Raw genomic sequence first — 24,459 nt, 5'->3', positions numbered from 1 at the left:
TGTCAAGCTCCTTCATGACCTGAAAAAGAAGAGTCCTGCCTATTGCAGCTCTCTTTCTCGTCAATCTTTCGTTCATCTAAGTAAAAACAACCCGATATATTTTACCACAAAGAAGTGGTAATTGCGAACCTATAAAATGGATATTCCAACGAAAAAAACTGCAGGCAATTTCGTATTGTCTACAGTCTTTTTCGATTCACTTGTACGTTAATTGCTGCCTGTGATGTATTTCGCTTTTGCTTTATTATGCTCATTTAACGTTTTCGTAAATACGACTTCTCCATTTTTCTTCGCAAGGAAGTAAACGTAATCCGTTTTCTCTGGATGCAGTGCTGCTTTCCAAGAGGATTCACCAGCATTTGCAATAGGTCCAGGCGGCAGCCCTTTGTTGTTATACGTGTTATAAGGAGATTTCACTTTTAGGTCTTTGTAATAAACGCGGGATTTATGCTCACCAAGTGCATAAAGAACGGTTGGGTCAGTTTGAAGCGGCATGTCCTTTTTCAACCGGTTATAAAATACACTTGAGATTTTTGCCCGATCTGTCTTTTGTGTTGCTTCCATTTCAATGAGTGATGCCATCGTTAACACATCATGTATGGACATGTTTCTCTTTTTCATGTCTTTTTCATACGTTTTCACGTATTGATCTGTTTGTTTAATCATCGTTTCAATGATCGTCTCGAGTGATTCATCCTCACGATAAAATGGATACGTAGCAGGGAATAAGTAACCCTCTAACGGATGTTTCACCTGTTTCCCATTCACCTGTGATGTCACGGTTTTCGGATATTTTTTCATTAGTGTTTGAATAAAAGCAGGATCATCCAGCTTTGCTTCAACTTCCTTCGCTGAAAAATTCGTCTGATTTGCAATAATCGCTGCAATATCAGATAGCTGTCTTCCCTCTGGAATCACAAGCTGAAAGGCGTAATCTGTTCCGCCAGATGTCAGCTTTTTGATCAGCGTGTCTGCGTCCATTGTTTGTTTCAAATGAAAATAACCCGCTTTAAAGCCGGACGCATTTTTGTATTTCGCATAATAAGTGAAAATCGTGTCATTCGAAATGAGCCCATTTTCTTTTAAAATGCCCGCAATTTCGCGCACAGATGTCCCATTTGGAATATGAATATTAATCGTTTGTTTACTTTTTTGATCGACCGGTCCGAGTGCTGATTTAACATATAAAAAGCCTGATAATGCTGCAATGATGATGACAGCAAGGACAGATAACAGGACGATCCCCATTTTTCTTTTGAAGAATGGTCGTTTCTTTTGTTCTGAAAACATGCATGGCCCTCCTCACATCTAGCTTTTATAGTACATGATTCGACGGAGTTCGGCAATTCCTTGCTCATGCATGTCATGACAAAACTTGCCACAAAACGGCTAAACCAACACCGCCACCGCTTCCAATAGCAGCCATGACATAGCTTCCATTCGGTAAGGTGTGCGCTTCATAAAATAATCTCACCATCATAGCAGCTCCTGACGCGCTGTATGGATGCCCAAGGCATAGTGCACCGCCTCTTCTATTGATCCGGTCATATGGTATCCCCAGCGTGCGGGCAATAAGTGCTGCTTTCAGCGCAAATGCTTCATTGATTTCAAAAAGCGCCACTTCCTTTGCCTTGATGTTCTCTTGATGTAAAAGTTTCTTGATCGCATCAATCGGTGAAGCAGCTGGAAAATGAGGATGTATCGCTGTCACAGCACTTCCGGCATACCGCAGCATCGCCTTACATCCACTTGCTTCCGCTAACGATCTTTCCATCACAGCGACAGCAGCTGCTCCGTCTGCTTCCTTACAGCTATTGGCGGCAGTCACAGTTCCTTTCCCCGGCAAAAATACAGGTTTTGCCCGCTTGATCAGCTTTGTCATTGGTCTTATTTTAGCAGCTGCTTGATCTATACTCAGCCCGTCTACCGAAACGATTTCTTCTGCATATGTACCATGTTTAAATGCGGCTAAACTCCTTTCCCAGCTTAAAAGGGCATAGTCATCTTGTTCTTTTCTTGTAACAGAAAATGCCGACGCGGTCAGCTCTGCTGCTTCTCCCATATGTGGATCTCCTATCCACTCCGGTGAAAAGCGGGCTCTTTCTTTCATTGGTGATCTGGAAATGCTCTCAGTCCCGCCAGCGATATACATCGAGCCCTCCCCCGATTGAACCATGATGCAAGCTGTTCGGATCGCTTCAAGACCAGAGGCACATTGCCTGTCAATCGTCATACCGGGAACGTGTAAAGGAAGCCCTGCTTCTAATGAGGACAGACGGGCCATATTTCCACCGCCTCCGACGACATTGCCTAATATGACGTCATCCGGTGTCATGTCCTGAGACAAATGCCGAATAAGGGGAGCGGCTAATTGCTCTGGGCGATAATTTTTCAGCATCCCATTTTTGTCACCGAAGGGTGTTCGTTTTGCTTGTACGATCACCGCTTGCATGACAATTGCTCCTCCGCCCACCTTTTCAAGCTCACGCGGGCAATTTTTCCGCCGGATGTTTCCATCATTTGATCAATCATAAGCCATTTTTTTGGTACCTTGTAGGCCGCAAGCTTTTCTTTAACAGCTTGTCGAACCACCTTTATTTGCTGCACTTGCTCCAGTATGGCAACAGGGATTTCACCCCAATATGGGTCAGGAACGCCCACCACAATCGACCGCTTCACCTCTGGCTGTTCATTTAGCACACGCTCAATTTCCTCTGGGAAAATATTCAGACCTCCATAGACGATCATGCCATTCTCACGACCGCTCATATACAGATAACCGTCTTCATCCAGCCATCCCATATCGTAAACTGTCAGCCACTCCTGCGGCGGTTTCTCCTCATGTAAGTAACCTGAAAAAGTCATTGGGCTCTTTACATAAATCCTCCCTGTTTCATTTGGCTGACAGACAGATTGATCGGGCCGCCTTACTTCTACTTGAATGGAGGAGAAAGGCCGTCCAACAGAAGAAGGTTTTTGCAGAAAGTCATTTGAAGACAAATAAGAGACAAAACTTAACTCTGATGTGCCATAAAAATCAAAAAAAGTGATATGTGGATAGTTGGAGACGAGCTGTTCTTTTGACGATATGCTCCAATCTGCTCCCGATGACATGACAAGAAGCGGATTGTCTTCTTTAAAAGCATCGATTTGCAGTAACGTTTCTGTCATTGTTGGGACAGTATACATCACGGTGATATCACCTGTATCTAAGGCTTGCTTCGCTTTTCCCGGCACAAATTTTTCTAAAAGTGTCACTGTGCCGCCAAAGTATAATGTACTGATGGCACCATATAAAAAGTGAGAGGATAAGAGTGTACCTAATATAAGAGCATGATCTTGATGAGTGATTCCAAATGAAGCAGCTGTCATTCGAAAGCTCTCGATCCATGATTGCTGACGTCTAATAAAGGCTTTCGGTGAGCCTGTTGAACCTGACGTAAATCCCATATAAAAGACAGGATCCTTCTCGGTATCGCAGTTGTTATAAGGACTGTTGTCTGTAAGAAGGCTTATTCTTTCCTTCCATTCAGATAAAGAAAGAAGCGGCATGTCCACGCTTCTCTGTTCAAATTTTTTCATAAATCGGTCCTCTATAATGGCGAGATCCGCCTTACTTAACAAGAGCTTTTCTACACATTCTTCATGACTCCATCTCGGATCAAGCGGAACGGCTGTCCACCCTGCACAAGCAGCGCCCGCAAATATTTGAAGAAAAGAAGCACCATTTGATAATAAAAAAGCGATTCTTTTTTGCTGATGAGCCGTTCCTTGTAACCACTGTGCCGATCTCTGCACACGTTCATACCAATCTTCATATGTAATGCTTTCTTGCTCATCTATGATGGCAATCTGATCTCGTTTCATTTCTGCATGAACTGCATAGCTTTCCGTTATTCTGTTCAAACTGCACGCCTCCCTTTATGCAGATCCCTTTTTCGATATGACAAGGGCTGTATGATTTTGACCGTAAAGACAGCACACATTCCCGCTTTGATGAAATCACCTGGAAGATAAATCAGACTAAGAAAAGCGGCCTGTGACACCTTAATATGCATCATCATGGCTTGAAAAGGAATACCGCACATATACAAAATCACAATACTGCAAACCGCATAGATCACAAAAAGACGCAGTGCGGTTACTTTTTTCAGCCGGTTCACCCATAAGCTGATCATGAAGGCAGCAACAGGATAAGCAAGAAGAAAACCACCGCTTGGACCAAAAAAGACCCCTATCCCGCCTCTCCCACCTGACAAAAGAGGTGCGCCTGCTGCCACAATCAAAAGAAAAAGACATAAACTAATCAATGCTTGTTTTGGCTTTAACAGCCCCCCAGCAAGCAAAAGACCTGCGGTTTGCAATGTAATCGGTACAGGTGTAAATGTCAGTAAAATCGGCGGGATCAAGCCTAACATCCCGATAACCGCTGTCATTAACGCTATTTGCATCATATCTTGAATTCTCAATATTCATGCCCCTCACTCAATTTATTGTTAAAAATAGAGTAAAAGGTACAGTTCATTATGTCAACATGAAATAACTTTAAGTTAACATAATGATCGTAAAAAAAGACCTGTGAAGAAAGATCAAGAAGATCTGTTCACAGGCCTTTTATTCGTTCTATTCTTCGTCTTCTTGATCTAAGAACGTGTTTAACGTTTCTTCAATCATGTCCCACTCTTCATCCGTTTCAATCGGCTCTAGCTCGCCATCTTCACCGTCTTCGTTCGGTGTGAAGCTTGATGCATGAATTTCAATTTCCTCATTGTCTTGCTCAGAAATTGGGTAGTAAAGAACATAAGATTTGTTAAAATGGTCGCTTTCAAAAGTAAATAGTACTTCGCAAAGCTGTTCATTTCCATTATCATCAACGATTGTAATTTGCTTTTCTCCGTGTTCCATTTGATTCACCTCATTTTAATTTAAGCTGTCTAAATATCCTTGCAGGATCATGACAGCCGCCATTTTATCAATGACTTTTTTACGCTTTTGTCTGCTCACATCTGCAGAGATGAGCATTTTTTCCGCTGCCATTGTTGACAGACGCTCGTCCCAAAGCACAACAGGAACATTGTACGTGTTTTCTAGCACTTTCGCAAATGATTGGCTGGCTTCGCCTCTAGGGCCGACCGTACCGTTCATATTTTTTGGAAAGCCAAGTACAATTTTATCCGCTCCATATTCTGCAACAATCTCAGACAGGCGGCTGAGACCAAAGTCTCCGCCTGCTTCATCAATTTTAATTGTTTCAATCCCTTGCGCTGTCCATCCCATTTCATCACTGATCGCAACACCAAGGGTTTTCGTGCCTAAATCTAAGCCTAAAATTCTCATGTTTTACGCCTCTTTATGTGTCTCTAAGTACGATTTAACCAATTCCTCAATTAATTCGTCTCGTTCTAGTTTACGAATTAGGTTGCGTGCATCCTGATGTCTTGGAATATAAGCAGGGTCGCCTGACAGCAAGTATCCGACAATTTGATTGATCGGGTTGTATCCTTTTTCTTGGAGTGCGTCATGAACTGTAATGAGCACTTCATTCACATTGGTTTCAGCTGAATCATCAGAGAAGTTAAACTTCATTGTCTTATCAAATGAACTCACTGCTTCTTGCACCTCTCTTCCAACATTCTACTAGCAAGCTTTTTTCTAACCGCTCATCTAATACCATTATTCTACACTACATCGCCTGATTATAAAACGGATTTGACAGATTCTTCGACAGATGCCAATGCTTCTTCAAGTTTTTCTGGTTGTTTTCCGCCTGCTTGTGCCATATCTGGACGTCCGCCTCCGCCTCCGCCGCAGATTTCAGCTGCCTGCTTCACAAGCTTCCCTGCATGCAGACCTTTTTCGATCACGTCTTTTGTCACTCCTGCTGAAATGTTTACTTTTCCGTTTTGAACGGCTCCCAGGACGATGACAGCTGATCCTAATTTAGCTTTCAAGTCATCAACCATTGTTCTTAAATGATTCATGTCTTTGGCGTTTACTTTTTGTGTTAAGACGTTCACTCCGCCAATTTCAGTCACTTTCTCTAAAATAGAGCCTGCTTCTGCTTGGCTTAATTTCGCAAGAAGTGATTCGTTTTCTCTTTGAACCTCTTTTAAATCCGCCTGTAATGAAGCGATTCGTTTTGGTACGTCCTTCGTATTTGACTTCAGCTCACTTGCTGCCTGCTCTAAAATCGCCAGCTGGTCATTTAATTCTTCATAGGCACCTTGACCAGTCACAGCTTCAATACGGCGTGTTCCAGCACCAATACCCGACTCAGACGCAATTTTAAACAAACCGATTTCCGCAGTGTTTTGAACGTGACAGCCGCCACATAGCTCGATGCTGTAATCGCCGACTTGGACAACACGGACAATATCGCCATACTTCTCGCCAAAGAGCGCCATTGCGCCCATTTCTTTTGCTTCAGCAATTGGCTTCAGGTCAATCGCAACCGAAATGCCTTCCCAAATCTTTTCGTTCACAATTTTTTCAATTTGAGACAATTCTTCTTTCGTCACTTGTCCAAAGTGAGAGAAATCAAAGCGAAGTCTGTTTTCATTCACCAATGACCCTGCTTGGTTCACGTGACTGCCTAATACATCTTTTAGCGCCTGATGTAGAAGGTGTGTCGCTGTATGGTTTTTCACAATGCCTTTTCGAAGAGCTGATTCCACTTCTGCAGTGACTTCGAGACCTTTTTGAGCCGTACCGCTTACGACGACTCCTTCATGGACATGCTGACCGTTTGGCGCTTTTTTCACATCTTTGATCTCAATGATGGCTTGTGCACTTTTTAGTGTCCCTTTATCCGCTACTTGTCCGCCGCTTTCCGCATAGAATGGAGTTTCATCTAACAAGATTTGCACCGTGTCTCCTTCATGTGCTTCCGAGACAATTTCACCATTTTGAAGCAATTCAATGATATGCGCATCTGCTGTTAGATTTTCATAGCCAACGAAGGTGCTTTCTACTTTAATATCGCCTAGAGCGCCCCCTTGAACCTGCATACTGCCGACATCTTGTCTCGCATTTCTTGCTCGTTCACGCTGCTTCTCCATTTCCGCTTGGAAGCCTTCTCGATCAACTGTCATGTTCTCATCTTCTGCGTATTCTTCTGTCAGCTCGACAGGGAATCCATACGTATCATACAGCTTAAATACATCTTCACCTGAAATTTGTGAGCTGCCTTTGTCTCTTTCTTTCTTGATCACTTCTGACAAAATGGCTAACCCTTCGTTCAGTGTTTCGTGGAAACGTTCTTCTTCGTTTTTGATGACTTTCGCAATAAATTCTTCTTTTGCTTGTACATCTGGGTAGAAATCCTTCATGATTTCAGCAACAACTGGCACTAAATCATACATAAACGGACGGTGGATATGGATCGTTTTTGCATAACGCACAGCGCGGCGCAGCAAACGTCTTAATACATATCCGCGGCCTTCATTGGAAGGAAGCGCTCCGTCACTTACAGCAAAGGCAACTGTCCGGATGTGGTCAGCAATCACTTTGAATGCTGTATCCTTTTCCTTTGTTTCGCCATAGCTTTCTCCAGAGATCGTTTCGACTGCGCGAATAATTGGCATGAATAGGTCTGTATCGAAGTTCGTCGGCACATTTTGAATGACAGATACCATTCGTTCAAGTCCCATCCCTGTATCAATGTTTTTCTTCGGCAGTGGTGTATATGACCCATCTGGATTATGGTTGAATTCAGAGAACACAAGGTTCCATACTTCTAAATAACGCTCGTTTTCCCCGCCTGGATATAATTCTGGATCGTTCATGTCGTGACCGTATGATTCACCGCGGTCATAGAAAATTTCTGTATTCGGTCCGCTTGGGCCCTCGCCAATATCCCAGAAGTTGCCTTCCAGACGGATAATACGTTCTTCAGGCACACCAATTTTATCTCTCCAAAGGATATACGCTTCTTCGTCCTCTGGGTGGACTGTCACAGATAACAAATTCGGATCAAAGCCAATCCACTCGTCACTTGTGAGGAATTCCCACGCCCATTCAATGGCCTCTTCTTTAAAATAGTCACCAATAGAGAAGTTGCCAAGCATTTCAAAGAACGTATGATGGCGTGCTGTCTTCCCTACATTTTCAATATCATTTGTACGAATCGATTTTTGCGCGTTGCAAATACGCGGATTTTCAGGTACGACGCGGCCATCAAAGTATTTTTTTAATGTTGCCACACCACTGTTGATCCATAAAAGTGTCGGATCGTCATGCGGTACAAGAGACGCACTCGGTTCTACAGCATGTCCTTTTTCTTTAAAGAAGTCTAAAAACATTTGACGTACTTGAGCTGAAGTTAAAGTTTTCATTCAAAAATCCTCCCTTATCATTCATCAATCTCCACACAAACGAAAAAACATCCCGCCCTATGCAAGCACAAAACGACTTACACAGGGACGAGATGTTCTCGCGGTACCACCCTGATTATAGACAAATTCGTCTATCACCTTCACATCCGATAACGCCGGAAGAGAGCGGCAGTGTTTATCTGCACTCGGGACTAGCTTCCGTTAAAGGTCTGATAAGGCTTTTCTCAGCAAATAAAGCCTCTCTCTGCAACAGCTTTTTAACGTACTCGGGTCCGTCATTGAATTTCAATATGTATGAATCGAAATTATTATAGACAACTCGGCTCGTCTTGTCAATGAACGCTTCGTCTCATCAGGATATATTGCACAATGATCACCCTGATAATTGCAGCTGCTGGTACGGCTAAAATCATCCCAATTAAGCCAAACAGCTCCCCTCCTGCAAGCAAGACAAGCATAATGACGACTGGATGCATATGAAGACTCCGCCCTACAATGATTGGGCTGAGGACATTGCTCTCTAAAAATTGCAGCACCGCTACTGTGATCAGTACAATGATGACCGATTTCACCGAGATGGTAAACGCAATAAAGATGGCAGGAACTGCGCCAATAATCGGTCCAAAATAAGGAATCACGTTCGTTGCCCCTATCAGCATCCCAAGAACAAGCGGATACGGGATATGAAAAAGCCAGAGCACAATGGCTGCTGCACCCCCGATTAAAGAACAGACAAGCAGCTGCCCTCGAATATAATCACCAAGCGATTCATCCACTGCTTTGACAAAAGCTTTTCCCCTCTTTCTAAATGATGGCGGCGTTAAATACCATGCCGCCCGCTTCATCGTGTTCATGTCCTTCACCATATAAAAAACAAGAAAAGGAATGAGTGCTGCGACTAATGCGTAATCAAATAAAACCTTACAACTAAGAATCATCCGCTCAGCACTATTGGCTGCATATGTCTCCGATTGAACAATGAAGCGGTCCAAGCGGTCGTGAAGTCCGTCAGGCCAGTGGCTCGTATGACGATGAATATGTGATAAAGCACCATTATAAGTTTCGGCCAGGACAGGAATTTGTTCTGACAGCTCATTTAACTGTGCGATCATCACAGGCGCTCCTTTATAAACCGCAAACCCAATCCCGCCAAAAAACAGGACATAGATGAGTAAGAGACTGACTGTTCTCGGCAGCCCTCGTGCATGCAGTCTTTCCACAATCGGATAAAGCAGATAAGAAATAAAAATGGCGATGAGAAGCGGAATGAGAACCGCCTTCAGCAATAAAAAAACAGGCATCCATAACTCGTCGAGCTGAAGTAAAATGAGCAAGGATGCAAGGACAAGCAAGATCCCTGCAGCATATATCAGAAATTGGATCGGACGTTTCTTCACCTTTTTCACCTCTTTTCTTATTGTTTAACCATCTTCTGCAATTATCCACGTAAATAAAATTTGTCCTAACTTTGTTAAAAATGAATACACATGAAACATACAGCTCCATCCAAAGTCACTATTTGCTGTAAAATCTCGTCAGAAAATATTCCATCATTTACTTCTTTTTACACAAGTTGTGCTAGAATCCACTTTAGCTTTAGCCAATGAAACACAAGAGGAGGTTCTTCATGATCACATTCGAAGAAGTCAACAAGCATTATGGCCAGTTCCATGTACTTAAGGACATTAACCTACATATTCAAAAAGGGGAGGTTGTTGTGATCATCGGTCCTTCAGGATCTGGTAAAAGCACGATGCTCAGGTGTATCAATCGTCTTGAAAGCATTGATGCGGGAAAAGTTCTCGTCAACCAAGTGTCTGTTCAGCATCCGAAGACCAACATCAATCTTGTCAGGCAAAATATCGGAATGGTCTTTCAGCATTTTCACCTCTATCCGCATAAGACGGTGCTTGAAAACATTATGCTTGCGCCGATGAAGGTCAAAAAAGTGAGCAAAGAAGAAGCAAAGGAAACAGCTGAATTTTATTTAAATAAAGTCGGCATTCCTGAAAAAGCAGACACCTACCCTTCACGACTCTCAGGCGGACAGCAGCAGCGCGTTGCCATTGCAAGAGGGCTTGCGATGAAACCAGAGGTGATGCTTTTTGACGAACCGACATCTGCACTTGATCCAGAGATGATCGGCGAGGTATTAGATGTGATGAAGCAGCTGGCCCGTGAAGGCATGACCATGGTTGTTGTCACGCATGAGATGGGCTTTGCCCGTGAAGTGGCCGACCGCATTGTCTTTATTGATGAGGGCAGAATTCTTGAAGAATCAACACCGGCTGCATTTTATGAAAAACCGCAAGAGAAACGTGCTCAATTATTTTTAAGCCGTATTTTAAATCACTAGGGGGAATGGTTTAATGAAAAAAATGAAACGTTTTGGCATGCTGCTCTTTATGACTTGCTGCATCGCCGCTTTAGCTGCTTGTGGATCTACAGAAAAAGGCTCAACTGATGCAAAACAAGGAAGCTCATTAGAAGCCATTAAGAAAGACAAAAAAATCATTTTCGGTGTAAAAAATGACACACGGCTATTCGGTCTAAAAAATCCGAGCAGCGGGGATATTGAAGGATTTGATATTGATATTGCAAAAGCCATCACAAAGGAAATACTCGGCGATGAAGGAAAAGCAGAATTTAAGGAAGTGACATCTAAAACAAGAATTCCTTTGCTTCAAAAAGGGGATATCCATGCGATTGTTGCGACCATGACAATTACAGAAGAGCGTAAAAAAGAAGTCAATTTCTCAGATGTTTACTTTGAAGCAGGACAATCACTGCTTGTGAAAAAAGGAAGCGACATTCAATCCATTGATGATCTTAAAAAAGGAACGAAGGTGCTGGCCGTGAAAGGATCTACTTCTTCTCAAAATATCCGTGAGAAAGCACCTGAAGTATCCGTATTAGAATTTGAGAACTATCAAGAGGCTTTTACAGCATTAAAATCAAATCAAGGGCAAGTGCTGACAACTGATAATGCGATCTTATTTGGTATGGCAGATGAAGATTCAAATTATGAAGTGGTCGGCGGCACCTTTACAGATGAGCCTTATGGCATTGCTGTGAAAAAAGGGGATCAAGAATTAACTGATGCGATCAATAAAGCCTTAAAAACGTTAAAAGACAATGGTGAGTATGACAAAATTCTTAAAAAATGGATCAAAGAATAACATTTGATTGGTTAACATCAATGCCTCAGGTGAGCCGCTCAATGGCTCCCCTGTTGATCAGGAAGGAAGTGAACTGATTGCTGCGGTTTTCCATTCTCACTGAAAATTTTCATCTTTATTTAGAAGGCTTTAAATATACCATTGGTGCAAGTGTCATTGCTCTGATTGGAAGCTTTTTGATCGGTACACTCATTGCCATTATGAGAATTGCGCCATTTAGGCCGCTCAACTGGTTCGGAACGGCTTATGTGGAATTTATTCGGAATATTCCGTTATTATTGATCACCTTTGTTTTCTTCTTTGGTTTACCCGTGCTAGGTATTGTAGCAGATGGGTTTACTGCTGGGACGATTGCTCTTGCCATTTATACGTCTGCCTTTATTGCTGAAGCCATTCGTGCAGGGATACAAGCTGTACCGCTTGGACAAATGGAAGCAGCCCGTGCTTCAGGTCTGTCATATGGCGGGACGATGCGGTATATCATTTTGCCTCAGGCGATTAAAATCGTCATTCCCCCTCTTGGGAATCAATTTATTAACCTTGTCAAAAACTCCTCGATTTTAGGTGTCATTGCAGGGTTTGATCTCATGTATCAAGGTGACCTTATTGCATCTAGAACATTTGTGACGTTTGATGTCTACATCTTTGTTGCCATGTTCTATCTGCTATTAACCATTCCGCTTAGTCTAGGCGTTGGTTATTTAGAAAGAAGATTAGCAAGAAGCCACTAGAGAGGAGGAAATATCTTGGATTTTATAGGTGCCTACCAGCCTGATCATCTCGCCTTTTTACTTGAAGGATTTGCTGTCACCTTAAAAGTGGCTTTTATCTCCATCATTTTGAGCTTTATCATTGGATTAGTCGTCGGCACATTGCGGTTCGCTCAAATCCCGGTTTTATCAAAAGTGCTTGCGGTTGTTGTAGAAACTATTCGGAATCTGCCACTTTTACTGATCATCTTTTTCACGTATTTTGCATTGCCTGAAATCGGCATCAAGCTAAGCATTACAGCCTCTGCCATTGCGGCTTTAACTGTGTTTGAATCCGCGATGCTGTCAGAAATTATTCGAAGCGGCCTTAAATCAATTGATAAGGGCCAGATCGAAGCAGCCAGGTCTTCTGGTTTAACCTATATTCAAACATTGAAAATGATTATTATGCCGCAGGCACTGCGCAGAATGGTGCCGCCAATTGTCAGTCAATTCATATCTCTTTTAAAAGATACGTCGCTTGCCGTCGTCATTGCGCTTCCAGAATTATTACATCACGCACAAATATTAAACGGTCAAAGCCAATCCTATTTACTGCCGATTTTCCTATTGGCGGCTATGATGTATTTTGTCGTCAATTTCAGCTTATCCATTCTTGCAAGACGATTAGAATACAGGCAAGCGTAACACCTCAGCTTATAGACAAACACTGCGTCCTGGTCTGAAAAAAAACAAAGGGCTAAAATGAAGATCATTTTAGCCCTTTTGTGTTTACATCATTCTCATAACACGTTTTTTTAGCTTTTTCATATCCCGCTTTGATGGCATATCATATCGGCTTGCAAAGTGATATGCAAGTGCACCTGCACCAAGCGTTAATAGTGAAGAAGTCATTTTGCCCATTCGAAATTCCCCCTTAACACTTATAGTTGAATTGAACGTTCATCGTCACTAAACAGATCATCTAAGCTGCTTAGTGTCCCGTCTTCCTCCACTTGGTGTGTCGATATTTTGCCTTTTGACAGCGTCAATTCAATAAAACAGCCCCAGCAATAATATTGATTGACCCCAATTTTTCCGATGTCTTTACATTTGCAATTTGGGCAAATGAGCATAATCAGCACCTCTTTACGTTCGGTTTAGAACCAGTGCTTCCTTTTGAACGTTCATCAAGGTTCCGGCAGCCTGCAGCTGTTTCCGAATCCCTGATAGCTCTGTAAAGAAGCCGTTCGAGAGTTCATATGCTACGATTGTGCCCGAATTTGTACAGAAGTATACATCTTCCAAAATGCCTAAATTTTCACCATCAGGCGACTGCATCATTTTCTTTTTTAATTTCGAAAATAACAAGAATGGAGCAGAGGAATCCATGCCTACTCCCTCCTGGCAGCTCACATATAAACCTTTGTCTGTCAGCTGATCAAATCCAGAGAATGGAATGAGTGCACAGTCTTTCTTTTTCCCCTCTAACACATATCCTCCGCAGCTGCCTCCGGCTAAAAAGCAAATATCTTTTATGGAACCAAGCGATTGGGACAGCTCATCTGAATAGATCGTCATTCCTTCAAGTTCTCGGCATGTTCTCAAAATGTGCTCAACCACCTTTTGCGGAACAGTCTTATCGTGTGCGTTTGCTTCATGACTCATACGAAGAAATGGCTTCCATGAACGGAATGGAAGAAGTTCTTTCCACGCTAAAAGGCTTCCGTATGGAAGCCTCAGATTGTTGACAAAGGGCTAAAATGATCTTGATTTTAGCCCTTTGTCTTCTTTTCAGCGCGATAGAAAACCTTTGCAGTCTAGGAAAGACGAGCATCGGAGCGGAGCGAATTTGACATTCGTGAGCACCGGAGCGCAGGATCGATAACGAATGCAAGGGTTTGTCTACACGCTAAGGCTTCCGTATGGAAGCCTTCTACTCATGCATAAAATCAAACGGAGTGATTCCCTCCATGCCAATATTTGCGTCATGTACGCTAAACGGAAGCTCTTTTTGGAGCGCTTCAAGTTCTGCATCCATAATTTGTTCGGTTTGCACAAGCCGCATCGTTAAGGACGTTTGTCTGAGGGAATCCTCATTGTTTTTCACGCCCCACTCCAGCGCTGATTCCTCGCCGCACAGTATTAAAAACTTTTTACTTCGTGTAATCGCTGTGTACAGCAAATTACGCCGAAGCATTCGGTAATAGCTCCTCACAACTGGCAGCACAACAATGGGGAATTCACTGCCTTGTGATTTGTGGATGGAGCAGCAATAGGCATGAGTAAATTGATGAAAATCCTTTTTCGTAAAGGTGATTTCATTTCCATCAAAGGAGATCACGGCCATGTCTTCTTTTTCTGTATTTTCTTTTGCATAAAAAATCGAGACAATTTCGCCGATATCGCCGTTAAAAATATTGTTCTCCGGCTGATTCACAAGCTGAAGCACCTTATCACCTGTTCGGTACACCACATCACCAAACGGGATTTCTCTGCCTTTTGGTTTTTTAGGATTCAAAATGTGCTGCAGCATTTTGTTGAGCTCATTGATGCCTGCTTTTCCTTTATACATTGGTGCGAGTACTTGAATGTCCTTTGCCGAAAACCCTTTTTGAGCAGCATTGCTGACGACTTTCTCAATGACTTCTTTCATTTGATCAGCTGAACATTGAATGAAGGACCGATCCTTTGAGCGTGCAGTAATATCCTTTGGCAGCACACCATTTTTCATATCATGGGCAAGTTCAACAATAGTTGAGCCGTCTGCCTGCCGGTAAATATCTGTCAGAGTAACAGCCGGCACAGCTTTTGAGGCAAGCAAATCCCTTAAAACTTGACCGGGTCCTACAGACGGAAGCTGATGTTCATCCCCTACCATAATCACTTGGATATGATCAGGAATGGCTTTAAACAAATGATTCGCCAGCCAAATATCAAGCATACTTGATTCATCAATGATGACAAGCTTTCCTTCAATCGGCTGTTCTTCATCATGCGAGAAGCCCTCCGATCCGTTCCAGCCTAGCAGCCGGTGAATGGTGACAGCTGGAAGCCCTGTTGATTCTGTCATCCGTTTAGCCGCCCGGCCAGTTGGTGCCGCAAGTACAAATGGGAAGGATTCATCCTTTTTATAATCACTCGGATCAAGAGATACACCGTGAAGATCACTGTAAAGCTCAACAATTCCTTTAATGACCGTCGTCTTCCCTGTACCAGGTCCACCTGTTAAAAGCAGCATCGGGGACATGAGTGCCTTTTGAATCGCTTCCTTTTGAGTCGGTGCATACTGGACGCCTAACCGCTCCTCCAGCTCACCAAGTGCAAGCAGGAATTCTGATTCAGGAAATTGATCCGCGTATTCTGTTTGGGAGACGATTTTTTGAATGCGTTTGGCAACACTTTGCTCCGCATAAAATAAGGATGGATGATAGCAGCGGTCATCTTCAATGATCATTTCTTTTCCTTCGCCAAGTGCAATGATCTGATTGGCAACATCCATTTCAGTCACTTTGTAATCATTGCCTGTTTGGTTGAGCAGCTTGCGGGTTTCGACGATCAAATCTTTTGTTTGTATGTACGTATGACCGTCCTGTAGACTAGCTGTCTCCACTGTATATAGCAAGGCTGCGCGAATCCGCTCTGGATCATTACCTGAGATGCCTGTTCTAGCGCCGAGCTCATCCGCCTTAATAAATCCGATCCCCTCAACATCCTTAACAAGCTGATACGGATTTTCCTCAATCTTTTGCAACGTTTCACTCTCGTACACTTGGTAAATCTTCATGCTGAGCTGCGGACCAAAGCCATATTGATTCAGGCTGATCATGATTTGTTCCAGTCCTTGATGTTCCTGAAGCGCTGCGGCTAGCTTATCCGCCTTCTTTTTGGATAAGCGCGGTACATCGTACAAAACAGCTGGGTCACGCATAATTTTATGAAGCGTCTGATTGCCAAGCTGTCCCACAATTTCTTCCGCCGTCTTTTTTCCTATCCCCTCAAATAAATCACTTGAGAGATAATGTATGATTCCTTGCTTCGTTGTCGGTACTTCCTTTTGAAAATGAGTGGCCTGAAACTGTTCACCAAATTTCGGATGGCTTGTGACTTTGCCATAAAAGGTGTAGGTTTCCTCCTCATGAAGTGCGGGGAAGTAGCCTGTGACAGATGCTGTTTTTTCCTCTAAGTTTTCCGATGTTTCAATGACTTTCACCTTTAACACCGAGTATAAATTACTTTCATTATGGAAAATAACGGCTTGAATGGTCCCCTTTAAAAACGGTTCGTCCTCAAGCTTCATTTGATCTGGATGTTCCTGCACAGGTCTTCCCTCCTTCCATCTATTCTGCTTCTTGAATCAGCTTTTGCGCATGTAGTGCAAGCATATGGTCAGGCTGCACGTCAATGGCTTTACCCAGCATCTCAAGCGCTTCGTCTTTTTTCTCTAAGTACGCATACGCAACCCCTAAATTATAAAAGGCGTCTGCATGCTGCGGATCACGCGTGATGACTTCAGTAAAAGTTGTCACCGCTTCTTCCAGCATGTGTTCATTGGCTAAGCACATGCCAAATTGGAATCTAGCTTCATTATCTTCTTCGTTTAGTTCAACGGCACGCTGAAGATACGGCATCGCAAGCTTTGGCTGCTCTAATTTGATGAGCGTCTGCCCAAGCATATAAAACAAATCACTATTTTCCATGCCCGCTTTTAGTGCTTGTTCAAAATAATCTTTCGCTTTCATAAAGTCTTCTTTTAATGTATACACATTTCCTGCCCCGTAATAGGCTGCGGCAGCAGTGTGATCAAGTTCAATTGCTTTTTGAAAAAAGTTTAAAGCACGTTCAAATTCATTGATACTTGAAAGTAAGTTCGCAAAGTTAATATATGGAACCGGATCCTTCGGGCTTTCTTCGATCGCTTTTGTAAAAGCTTCAGCTGCTTTTTCGATATTCCCTTGATTCAAGGCTTCTATGCCGATTTCGTTATGATTCATTCGCCCTCTCATCCTTTCATTAAAAAACCTCAACAGCGACGTTGAGGTTTTGAAAACATGCTACACATACGACAGCTTTTGACCATCTTTGAAGACATCGTCAATTGTACCGCCGCCAAGACATTCGTCACCATCATAAAAAACAACCGCTTGTCCCGGAGTAACAGCACGAACAGGCTCATCAAAAATAACCATCGCTTCTTGCTCACCTGTCATTTTGACCTTCACATGGTGATCTTCTTGACGGTATCTGAATTTTGCTGTGCACGTTAATTCACCGTTTTCCCCGACAATATGAGGACGAGTCCAGCTGATATTAACAGCTGAAATGCTTTCAGAGTATAAAAGTGGATTGTGGAAGCCTTGTTCAACAAACAAGATGTTTTTCTCCAAGTCTTTCCCAACGACAAACCAAGGATCACCACTGCCGCCAATGCCAAGTCCTTGGCGCTGACCGATCGTGTAATACATCAGTCCATCGTGTTCCCCTTTTACTTCTCCGTCCATTGTCTGCATCACACCAGGCTGTGCAGGCAAATATTGACTGAGGAATGTTTTAAAGTTTCTTTCTCCAATAAAGCAGATACCTGTTGAATCTTTTTTCGTTGCTGTTGCGAGCTCTGCTTCTTTTGCCAATTCACGAACCCTTTTTTTCTCTAAATCACCGATTGGGAACATGACTTTATCAAGTTGTTCCTGTGTCAGCTGATTTAAGAAATACGTTTGGTCTTTGTTTGCATCAAGACCTCGCAGCATTTTGACTTCATCACCAGTTCTATCAACACGGGCATAGTGTCCTGTTGCCAAATAATCCGCACCAAGTGACAATGCATGTTCAAGGAATGCCTTGAACTTAATTTCTTTGTTACACATGACATCTGGGTTTGGCGTTCTGCCCGCTTTATATTCATCAAGGAAATATTGAAACACTTTGTCCCAATATTGCTTCTCGAAATTTACTGCATAATATGGGATTCCAATTTGGTTACACACGCGGATGACATCCTCATAGTCTTCCGTTGCTGTGCAAACACCATTTTCATCAGTGTCATCCCAGTTTTTCATAAATATGCCGATGACATCATAGCCTTGCTCCTTTAGCATAAGAGCGGCAACTGATGAATCGACTCCTCCGGACATACCGACCACAACTCTTGTATCTTCTGGTCTTTTTGTCATCTTCATCAACTCCAATTTCAATGAAACAACATACGCGTTTCGTTCTTCAGGTGCTTCGCTGTTTCATTTTTCACACACGAACAAAAGGAAGCATTTATTTGGCTAGGCGTTTGACAACAGCTGCTATCTTACGTGCCGCCTGCTTCACATGATCCTCTTCATTCCCAAGACCGAAGCTTATTCTGACTGAGGATGTCAGCTCTTTTGCTTCTTCGCCATACATGGCGCTTAACACGTGCGAAGGAAGGACAGATCCAGCCGTACATGCCGATCCGCTTGAAACAGCAATTCCTTCCATATCTAAATTCACAAGCAGCGATTCAATGGAGACGCCAGGGAAATGAACATTTAAAATGTGCGGCAATGTCTCTTTCGGATGTCCATTGATAGAGAAATTAAGAGATTCCTCTTCGAATACTTGCAGCATAGTTTCTTTGAGCTTACCATAATGCATCGCTTTTTCTCTTCTATTTTGCTTCGTTAATTGAACAGCTTCTGCAAGCCCAACAATTCCTGCCACATTTTCAGTGCCAGCACGGCGCTTTCTTTCTTGTTCCCCTCCGAATATTTGCGGAGAAAGTTTCACGCCTTCGTTTACATATAAAAAGCCTGTTCCCATCGGACCGTTCAGCTTATGGCCAGAAGCAGATAAAAGATCAATATGGAGATCTGCTGCATCAATAGGCACTGTGCCAAACGCCTGCACTGCGTCTGTATGAAAATGAGCAGTGTGATCACGCAGAAGTTCGCCAATGGCTTTGATTGGCTGAATCACACCTGTTTCATTATTGCCGTACATGACGGTCACAAGAATCGTATCATCTCTCAATGCTTGTTTTAATTGATCAAGATGAATCAATCCCGTTTCGTCCACATCTAAATACGTCACTTCAAATCCTAGCTTCTCTAGGCGTTCACATGTATGCAGCACCGCATGATGCTCTGTTTTCACTGTGATGATATGTTTTCCTTCATGCTGTCTTGCCATGGCAACACCTGTGATCGCCAGGTTGTCCGCCTCAGTTCCACCGCTTGTGAGGATGATCTCCTGTGGTTTACAGTGTAATTCTCTTGCAATGACTTCTCTTGCTTCATCGAGCCACTTTCTTGCCTCGCGCCCATATGAATGAATACTAGAGGGATTGCCAAATATCTCTGTAAAGTACGGCATCATCTTGTCCACAATACGCTGATCCATCGGCGTTGTGGCTGCATGATCTAAATAGATTCGTTCCATTTCCGGTACACCTCTGATCTAAATATAGAACATATACGAGTCTTGATCCCCGTCATCTGTGTAGCTTGCCAAGTCTTCAAGAGTTGTATTGTCTAGTACGTCTTTTACTGCATCACGAATACGAATCCATAGTTCACGCTTTGCTGGTTCTTCGTTTTCGATGACTTCAACAGGACTAATTGGTCCTTCTAATACACGAATAATATCACCTGCTGTGATCTCGTTTGGTTCATGTGCAAGAACATAGCCGCCATACGCACCGCGGATACTTTTTACAAGACGGGCATTGCGGAGTGGTGATACAAGCTGCTCTAAATAATGCTCAGACAAATCATTGTTTTGAGCGATTGATTTTAATGATGTAGGGCCTTCGCCATGTTTTTTGGCTAATTCGATCATGATCGTCAGACCATATCTGCCTTTAGTTGATATTTTCAAGTTAAACACCTCTGCGTTTTCTATTCTATGTCATCAATTATTTTTCTGATTTCATATACGCTGATATATAGACCAAAAGCAATTATATCATACTTTCAGCCAACTTTCATTTACGGGTATTGAGCATAATAGGAGGACGCATCCCTTTTCTATTTGAAGAAATTTCGGTACTCTATACAAACAAGACATTGCTTTAGGAGAGATAATTATGAAACCTTTAGCGTACCGGATGCGCCCAAGTCATATTGAAGACATTATTGGGCAGGAGCATCTTGTTGGAGAAGGTCAAATTATTAGACGAATGGTCGAGGCAAAGCATTTATCCTCGATGATTTTATACGGACCGCCGGGCATCGGCAAAACATCGATTGCGACCGCAATTGCTGGCAGTACAAGCATTGCTTTTCGTACATTAAATGCGGTCATTCATAACAAAAAGGATATGGAGGCTGTCGCCGCTGAAGCGAAAATGAGCGGACAGGTGATCCTTATTTTAGACGAAGTCCACCGGCTTGATAAAGGAAAGCAGGATTTTCTCCTTCCTTATTTAGAAAATGGCATGATCATTTTAATTGGCGCAACGACGGCTAATCCCTATCATGCGATCAATCCCGCCATCCGAAGCCGGACACAAATATTCGAGCTGAAGCCGCTTGAAACAGAGCAAATCAAAGCTGCGTTAACAAGAGCCTTACAGGATGAGCATCGCGGGCTTGGCGGTTATGAGGTGACCGTGGACGATGAATCGATGAATCATTTTGCCAATGGATGCGGAGGAGACGTGCGTTCTGCTTTAAATGCACTAGAACTCGCTGTCTTATCGACAAAACCTGATGAGACCGGGCATATCAAAATTACTCTTGCCGCAGCAGAAGAATGCTTACAAAAAAAGAGCTTCTCACATGACAAGAATGGTGATGCTCATTATGATGTCCTCTCGGCTTTTCAAAAATCCATTAGGGGATCTGATACAGATGCGGCGCTGCATTACCTTGCCAGACTGATCGAAGCAGGAGACCTTGAAAGCATTTCAAGGAGATTACTCGTGATGGCTTACGAGGACATTGGCTTAGCCAGTCCGCAGGCAGGCCCCCGCGTGTTAAGCGCAGTACAAACAGCAGAAAGAATCGGTTTCCCAGAAGCACGGATTCCGCTGGCGAACGCAGTGATTGAACTGTGTCTTTCTCCTAAGTCCAATTCGGCATATAAGGCGATTGATGCGGCACTTGGTGACATTCGTACAGGGAAAATTGGTGAGGTTCCAGTTCATTTAAAGGATGCACACTACAAAGGCGCCACAGCACTCGGAAGAGGTGTCGATTACTTATACCCACATGATTACGAGAACGGCTGGGTGAAGCAGCAATATTTACCTGATCCGCTGAAAAACAAGCAATACTATGTACCGAAGCAAACCGGAAAATTTGAAGGTGCATTGAAACAGGTCTATGAAAATTTAAAACGCCAAAAATAAAAAAAGCCCCCTGCATATTAGCAGGCGGGCTGTTTATTTATCCTTCACACGTGTAATCGGAATATCCTTTAAAAGCTTCATAATGACATGACCACCCATGATCAGTCCGGCAACTGACGGAACGAACGCATTGGATGATGGCGGCATTTGCGCCTTGCGAATCTTCGCTTCATCATTTCCAACTTCTTTTCTGACATCTTCGCGAATGACAATCGGACTTTCATCAGAGAAAATAACTTCAATTCCTTTACGAATCCCTTCCTTACGCAGACGTGTTCTCACGACTTTTGCAATAGGATCGGTATGTGTTTTTGAAATATCATCAATTTTGAAGCGTGTCGGATCTGTTTTGTTCGCAGCTCCCATACTTGAAATGATGTTCACACCGCGGTTCAGACACTCTTTCATTAAATGAATTTTATAGTGAATGGTATCTGAGGCATCAATGACATAATCAAGCGGATACTCAAAAAATTGCTCGTATGTTTCCTCTGTATAAAACATTTTAAGCGCAACAACTTCACATTCTGGATTAATATCAGCGATTCTCGCCTGCATTAAGTCAACCTTTGGCTGGCCAACTGTTGATAGCAATGCTGGAAGCTGACGGTTTACATTTGTAATATCAATATCATCTTTATCAACAAGAACAATACGGCCAACGCCTGAACGAGCGAGTGCCTCTACTGCGAATGAACCAACGCCGCCTACACCAAGCACTGCAACTGTACTGTTTTTTAGTATATTTAAGCCTTCCTTGCCAATGGCAAGCTCGTTTCTTGAAAACTGATGTAACAAGTGCCTCACTCCACCTTTATTTAAAATGAATCGAAAGAATCATATCATATTCAGACTTCTCCGTCATCCTTCTCTAAAAGAAAAAAACACAAAAAAGTCCCGATGACGCCGCCAGCATTTCCTTCGTTTTGAACCCCGCACCATGCAGGTGGGTGCTTTCTTCCTGACTTTATAAGTCCTCTAATGAGGCATTTATGCAGAAAGGAAAGGCAAGCTCCCGTATAAAAAAATGTTCGGTCAAAACTAGGTAACCACCGTACGTATCAGGACTTTATTTATTGATTGATGAAAGCATATCATAGGCATATTTCTTTTTCAAGCGTTTACATACCTATAAACATGCACCTATTTTACTGTTTTACTTTTGTTTTAATCGCTAAACTCAGCTCATCAAGCTGCGCCTCGCTCACATGGCCAGGGGCATCTGTGAGAACGCAGCTCGCACTTGCCGTTTTCGGGAATGCAATCGTATCTCTTAAGTTAGAGCGGCCTGCAAGCAGCATCACTAAACGATCAAGCCCAAGCGCGATTCCGCCATGCGGAGGAACACCATGCTCGAACGCATCCAGAAGGAAGCCGAATTGTTCGTAGGCCTCTTCTTTTGAAAAACCAAGTAAGCCAAACATTTTTTCTTGAATGTCCTTTTCAAAAATACGAATAGAACCTCCGCCAAGCTCGTAGCCATTTAGCACAAGATCGTAAGCCTGTGCCTTCATATCTTCTGGGCTTGTTTCAATTAATTCAAGATCATCGCGAACTGGCATTGTGAATGGATGATGGGCAGCATAGAAGCGGCCTTCTTCTTCATCCTTTTCAAGCAGCGGCCAATCGACAACCCATAAGAAATTGAATACAGACTCATCGATCATTTCAAGCTCTTTACCAAGTTTTAAACGAAGTGCACCAAGTGCATCATGAACAACAGACGTCTTATCTGCGACAAAGAGTAACAGGTCGCCTTCTTCAACTTGCAGCTGTTCTTTTAATTCAGCTTGCTTTGCATCATCAAAGAATTTAGCGATCGGACCTTTTAATTCAGTCCCTTCTGCTTTTAGCCAAGCTAGACCTTTTGCACCGTAGTTCGCTGCAAATGCACCAAGTGCATCAATGTCTTTTCTTGAGTAGTTCGCTGCAGCCCCTTTGACATTGATGGCTTTCACAGCTCCACCATTTTTCACAGCTCCACTAAACACTTTGAAATCGGAGTCTTTTACCGTATCTGAAATGTTAACCAGCTTCATCTCAAAACGTGTATCCGGTTTATCAGATCCATAGGAATTCATGGCTTCATCGTATGTCATACGAGGTAATGGCAATGTAAGGTCTACACCTTTGACATCTTTCATTACCTTCGCCATCATCTCTTCAGCAAGCGTCATGATGTCCTCTTGACTCATAAAGGACATTTCAATATCGACTTGTGTGAATTCCGGCTGACGGTCAGCACGCAAATCTTCATCTCTAAAGCAGCGGGCAATTTGATAATAACGGTCCATCCCAGAAACCATCAGCAATTGTTTAAATAATTGCGGAGACTGAGGCAGTGCATAAAATTCTCCCTCGTGTACACGGCTTGGAACAAGATAGTCACGCGCACCTTCTGGGGTACTTTTCGTTAAAATTGGTGTTTCAATGTCTAGAAAGCCGTTGTCGTCTAAGAAATGGCGGAATGCTTTTGTGACTTCATGTCGCATTTTCATTGTTTCAAACATTGCAGGGCGGCGAAGATCCAGGTAACGATATTTTAAACGAACATCTTCTGATACCTCGTCTGCTTGATCTGAAATCACAAATGGAGGAGTCTTCGCTTCATTTAAAACGGTGACCGTTTCGACTTGAATTTCAATTTTGCCCGTTTTTAAATTTGGGTTGATCGTTGCTTCTTCTCTTGCGACAACCGTTCCTTTAATATCAAGGACATATTCGTTACGAATTGATTCTGCTGTCTCAAGCGCCTCTTTTGATAAGTCTGGATTGAAAACAACTTGTACAATCCCTGAACGGTCGCGCAAATCAATAAAGATTAAACCGCCTAGGTCACGCCTTTTTTGAACCCATCCTTTTAATACAACTGACTGACCGATTTGGTCTTCTGTTACTTCTCCACAATAAAAAGTTCTACCAAACACGAACATTCC

The 24,459-nt window shown here is 42.9% G+C and carries 24 protein-coding genes, 1 other RNA gene and 1 other annotated feature; of the genes, 5 read left to right on the top strand and 20 right to left on the bottom strand.

What is annotated here, in order from left to right; genetic code table 11:
* Positions 1-207: 207 nt before the first annotated feature.
* The 9 genes from mltG to AMR95_RS17720 form a co-directional block, all read right to left on the bottom strand.
* On the bottom strand, positions 208-1,290 hold the full coding sequence (mltG, locus tag AMR95_RS17760) for an endolytic transglycosylase MltG (protein ID WP_058839011.1): 1,083 nt from the start codon (positions 1,288-1,290) through the stop codon (positions 208-210).
* A 73-nt stretch (positions 1,291-1,363) separates the two neighbouring features.
* Positions 1,364-2,452, bottom strand: a complete 1,089-nt coding sequence (locus AMR95_RS17755) for an acetyl-CoA C-acyltransferase (protein WP_058839010.1) — start codon at positions 2,450-2,452, stop codon at positions 1,364-1,366.
* On the bottom strand, positions 2,440-3,867 hold the full coding sequence (locus AMR95_RS17750) for an acyl-CoA synthetase (protein ID WP_058839094.1): 1,428 nt from the start codon (positions 3,865-3,867) through the stop codon (positions 2,440-2,442). Before AMR95_RS17750 ends, AMR95_RS17755 begins: the two co-directional genes overlap by 13 nt.
* 35 nt (positions 3,868-3,902) lie before the next feature.
* Complete coding sequence (locus AMR95_RS17745; RefSeq protein WP_058839009.1) at positions 3,903-4,469, bottom strand: biotin transporter BioY; 567 nt, start codon at positions 4,467-4,469, stop codon at positions 3,903-3,905.
* Between the two features lie 154 nt (positions 4,470-4,623).
* Positions 4,624-4,905 (bottom strand): DUF1292 domain-containing protein, encoded by a 282-nt coding sequence (locus tag AMR95_RS17740; RefSeq protein WP_024423112.1) that lies wholly within the window; start codon positions 4,903-4,905, stop codon positions 4,624-4,626.
* 15 nt (positions 4,906-4,920) lie between these two features.
* Positions 4,921-5,337, bottom strand: a complete 417-nt coding sequence (gene ruvX, locus AMR95_RS17735) for a Holliday junction resolvase RuvX (RefSeq protein ID WP_034279935.1) — start codon at positions 5,335-5,337, stop codon at positions 4,921-4,923.
* Positions 5,338-5,340: 3 nt separating this feature from the next.
* Positions 5,341-5,607 carry an IreB family regulatory phosphoprotein gene (locus tag AMR95_RS17730; protein ID WP_008358522.1) on the bottom strand — a complete coding sequence of 89 codons (267 nt, stop codon included), beginning with the start codon at positions 5,605-5,607 and terminating at the stop codon, positions 5,341-5,343.
* 89 nt (positions 5,608-5,696) lie between these two features.
* Positions 5,697-8,333 (bottom strand): alanine--tRNA ligase, encoded by a 2,637-nt coding sequence (gene alaS / locus AMR95_RS17725; RefSeq protein ID WP_058839008.1) that lies wholly within the window; start codon positions 8,331-8,333, stop codon positions 5,697-5,699.
* Between the two features lie 80 nt (positions 8,334-8,413).
* Positions 8,414-8,621 (bottom strand) — a binding site (T-box leader).
* 44 nt (positions 8,622-8,665) lie between these two features.
* Positions 8,666-9,730 (bottom strand): AI-2E family transporter, encoded by a 1,065-nt coding sequence (locus AMR95_RS17720; RefSeq protein ID WP_058839007.1) that lies wholly within the window; start codon positions 9,728-9,730, stop codon positions 8,666-8,668.
* 230 nt (positions 9,731-9,960) lie between these two features.
* Here AMR95_RS17720 and AMR95_RS17715 point away from each other — a divergent pair, with 230 nt between their 5' ends.
* From AMR95_RS17715 to AMR95_RS17700, 4 genes are all read left to right on the top strand, one after another.
* Complete coding sequence (locus AMR95_RS17715; protein WP_024423116.1) at positions 9,961-10,689, top strand: amino acid ABC transporter ATP-binding protein; 729 nt, start codon at positions 9,961-9,963, stop codon at positions 10,687-10,689.
* A 13-nt stretch (positions 10,690-10,702) separates the two neighbouring features.
* The gene (locus AMR95_RS17710; protein ID WP_058839006.1) at positions 10,703-11,512 is read left to right on the top strand and encodes a transporter substrate-binding domain-containing protein; all 810 of its coding nucleotides are present in this window, start codon (positions 10,703-10,705) and stop codon (positions 11,510-11,512) included.
* Between the two features lie 77 nt (positions 11,513-11,589).
* Positions 11,590-12,243 carry an amino acid ABC transporter permease gene (locus tag AMR95_RS17705; protein WP_039180271.1) on the top strand — a complete coding sequence of 218 codons (654 nt, stop codon included), beginning with the start codon at positions 11,590-11,592 and terminating at the stop codon, positions 12,241-12,243.
* A 15-nt stretch (positions 12,244-12,258) separates the two neighbouring features.
* The gene (locus tag AMR95_RS17700; protein ID WP_024427867.1) at positions 12,259-12,909 is read left to right on the top strand and encodes an amino acid ABC transporter permease; all 651 of its coding nucleotides are present in this window, start codon (positions 12,259-12,261) and stop codon (positions 12,907-12,909) included.
* Positions 12,910-12,993: 84 nt separating this feature from the next.
* On the opposite strand, the gene AMR95_RS19045 is transcribed toward AMR95_RS17700, so the two are convergent.
* The 8 genes from AMR95_RS19045 to cymR form a co-directional block, all read right to left on the bottom strand.
* Positions 12,994-13,125, bottom strand: coding sequence for a YrzQ family protein (locus AMR95_RS19045; RefSeq protein ID WP_064497881.1), 132 nt, complete (start codon positions 13,123-13,125; stop codon positions 12,994-12,996).
* Positions 13,126-13,145: 20 nt separating this feature from the next.
* Positions 13,146-13,337 carry a hypothetical protein gene (locus AMR95_RS17695; RefSeq protein WP_003216308.1) on the bottom strand — a complete coding sequence of 64 codons (192 nt, stop codon included), beginning with the start codon at positions 13,335-13,337 and terminating at the stop codon, positions 13,146-13,148.
* 13 nt (positions 13,338-13,350) lie between these two features.
* A complete protein-coding gene (locus AMR95_RS17690) occupies positions 13,351-13,869 on the bottom strand; it encodes a hypothetical protein (RefSeq protein WP_058839005.1) in 519 nt (172 codons plus the stop codon).
* A 268-nt stretch (positions 13,870-14,137) separates the two neighbouring features.
* Positions 14,138-16,522 carry an SF1B family DNA helicase RecD2 gene (recD2, locus tag AMR95_RS17685; protein WP_024423121.1) on the bottom strand — a complete coding sequence of 795 codons (2,385 nt, stop codon included), beginning with the start codon at positions 16,520-16,522 and terminating at the stop codon, positions 14,138-14,140.
* Between the two features lie 19 nt (positions 16,523-16,541).
* A complete protein-coding gene (locus AMR95_RS17680) occupies positions 16,542-17,195 on the bottom strand; it encodes a tetratricopeptide repeat protein (protein ID WP_025092425.1) in 654 nt (217 codons plus the stop codon).
* A 60-nt stretch (positions 17,196-17,255) separates the two neighbouring features.
* Positions 17,256-18,374 (bottom strand): tRNA 2-thiouridine(34) synthase MnmA, encoded by a 1,119-nt coding sequence (mnmA, locus tag AMR95_RS17675; RefSeq protein ID WP_039180282.1) that lies wholly within the window; start codon positions 18,372-18,374, stop codon positions 17,256-17,258.
* A gap of 94 nt (positions 18,375-18,468) precedes the next feature.
* Complete coding sequence (locus AMR95_RS17670; RefSeq protein ID WP_058839004.1) at positions 18,469-19,611, bottom strand: cysteine desulfurase family protein; 1,143 nt, start codon at positions 19,609-19,611, stop codon at positions 18,469-18,471.
* Positions 19,612-19,629: 18 nt separating this feature from the next.
* Positions 19,630-20,049 (bottom strand): cysteine metabolism transcriptional regulator CymR, encoded by a 420-nt coding sequence (gene cymR / locus AMR95_RS17665; protein WP_024423125.1) that lies wholly within the window; start codon positions 20,047-20,049, stop codon positions 19,630-19,632.
* 208 nt (positions 20,050-20,257) lie between these two features.
* Between cymR and AMR95_RS17660 the strand changes: the two genes are divergently transcribed.
* Positions 20,258-21,523: a replication-associated recombination protein A gene (locus AMR95_RS17660; protein WP_058839003.1), complete on the top strand. Its 1,266-nt coding sequence runs from the start codon at positions 20,258-20,260 to the stop codon at positions 21,521-21,523.
* A gap of 33 nt (positions 21,524-21,556) precedes the next feature.
* On the opposite strand, the gene AMR95_RS17655 is transcribed toward AMR95_RS17660, so the two are convergent.
* The 3 genes from AMR95_RS17655 to aspS all read right to left on the bottom strand — a co-directional run bounded on the left by AMR95_RS17655 (position 21,557) and on the right by aspS (position 24,450).
* Positions 21,557-22,321: a tRNA threonylcarbamoyladenosine dehydratase gene (locus tag AMR95_RS17655; protein ID WP_039180291.1), complete on the bottom strand. Its 765-nt coding sequence runs from the start codon at positions 22,319-22,321 to the stop codon at positions 21,557-21,559.
* 92 nt (positions 22,322-22,413) lie between these two features.
* A non-coding RNA gene (gene ssrS, locus AMR95_RS19035) (6S RNA) lies at positions 22,414-22,594 on the bottom strand.
* Between the two features lie 77 nt (positions 22,595-22,671).
* The gene (aspS, locus tag AMR95_RS17650) at positions 22,672-24,450 is read right to left on the bottom strand and encodes an aspartate--tRNA ligase (protein WP_156414554.1); all 1,779 of its coding nucleotides are present in this window, start codon (positions 24,448-24,450) and stop codon (positions 22,672-22,674) included.
* Positions 24,451-24,459 lie beyond the last annotated feature (9 nt).

Source organism: Bacillus sp. G1(2015b), assembly GCF_001482475.1.
GTDB lineage: Bacteria > Bacillota > Bacilli > Bacillales > Bacillaceae > Bacillus > Bacillus safensis.
This window is presented reverse-complemented; position numbering and strand designations above follow the sequence as displayed.

What these genes read in the sequence shown, in the direction of transcription:
- mltG (WP_058839011.1), bottom strand. Translation starts at nt 1,290, where the DNA reads ATGTTTTCAGAACAAAAGAAACGACCATTCTTCAAAAGAAAAATGGGG.
- AMR95_RS17755 (WP_058839010.1), bottom strand. Translation starts at nt 2,452, where the DNA reads ATGCAAGCGGTGATCGTACAAGCAAAACGAACACCCTTCGGTGACAAA.
- AMR95_RS17750 (WP_058839094.1), bottom strand. Translation starts at nt 3,867, where the DNA reads ATGAAACGAGATCAGATTGCCATCATAGATGAGCAAGAAAGCATTACA.
- AMR95_RS17740 (WP_024423112.1), bottom strand. Translation starts at nt 4,905, where the DNA reads ATGGAACACGGAGAAAAGCAAATTACAATCGTTGATGATAATGGAAAT.
- ruvX (WP_034279935.1), bottom strand. Translation starts at nt 5,337, where the DNA reads ATGAGAATTTTAGGCTTAGATTTAGGCACGAAAACCCTTGGTGTTGCG.
- alaS (WP_058839008.1), bottom strand. Translation starts at nt 8,333, where the DNA reads ATGAAAACTTTAACTTCAGCTCAAGTACGTCAAATGTTTTTAGACTTC.
- AMR95_RS17715 (WP_024423116.1), top strand. Translation starts at nt 9,961, where the DNA reads ATGATCACATTCGAAGAAGTCAACAAGCATTATGGCCAGTTCCATGTA.
- AMR95_RS17710 (WP_058839006.1), top strand. Translation starts at nt 10,703, where the DNA reads ATGAAAAAAATGAAACGTTTTGGCATGCTGCTCTTTATGACTTGCTGC.
- AMR95_RS19045 (WP_064497881.1), bottom strand. Translation starts at nt 13,125, where the DNA reads ATGGGCAAAATGACTTCTTCACTATTAACGCTTGGTGCAGGTGCACTT.
- AMR95_RS17695 (WP_003216308.1), bottom strand. Translation starts at nt 13,337, where the DNA reads ATGCTCATTTGCCCAAATTGCAAATGTAAAGACATCGGAAAAATTGGG.
- AMR95_RS17690 (WP_058839005.1), bottom strand. Translation starts at nt 13,869, where the DNA reads ATGAGTCATGAAGCAAACGCACACGATAAGACTGTTCCGCAAAAGGTG.
- AMR95_RS17680 (WP_025092425.1), bottom strand. Translation starts at nt 17,195, where the DNA reads ATGAATCATAACGAAATCGGCATAGAAGCCTTGAATCAAGGGAATATC.
- mnmA (WP_039180282.1), bottom strand. Translation starts at nt 18,374, where the DNA reads ATGACAAAAAGACCAGAAGATACAAGAGTTGTGGTCGGTATGTCCGGA.
- AMR95_RS17670 (WP_058839004.1), bottom strand. Translation starts at nt 19,611, where the DNA reads ATGGAACGAATCTATTTAGATCATGCAGCCACAACGCCGATGGATCAG.
- AMR95_RS17660 (WP_058839003.1), top strand. Translation starts at nt 20,258, where the DNA reads ATGAAACCTTTAGCGTACCGGATGCGCCCAAGTCATATTGAAGACATT.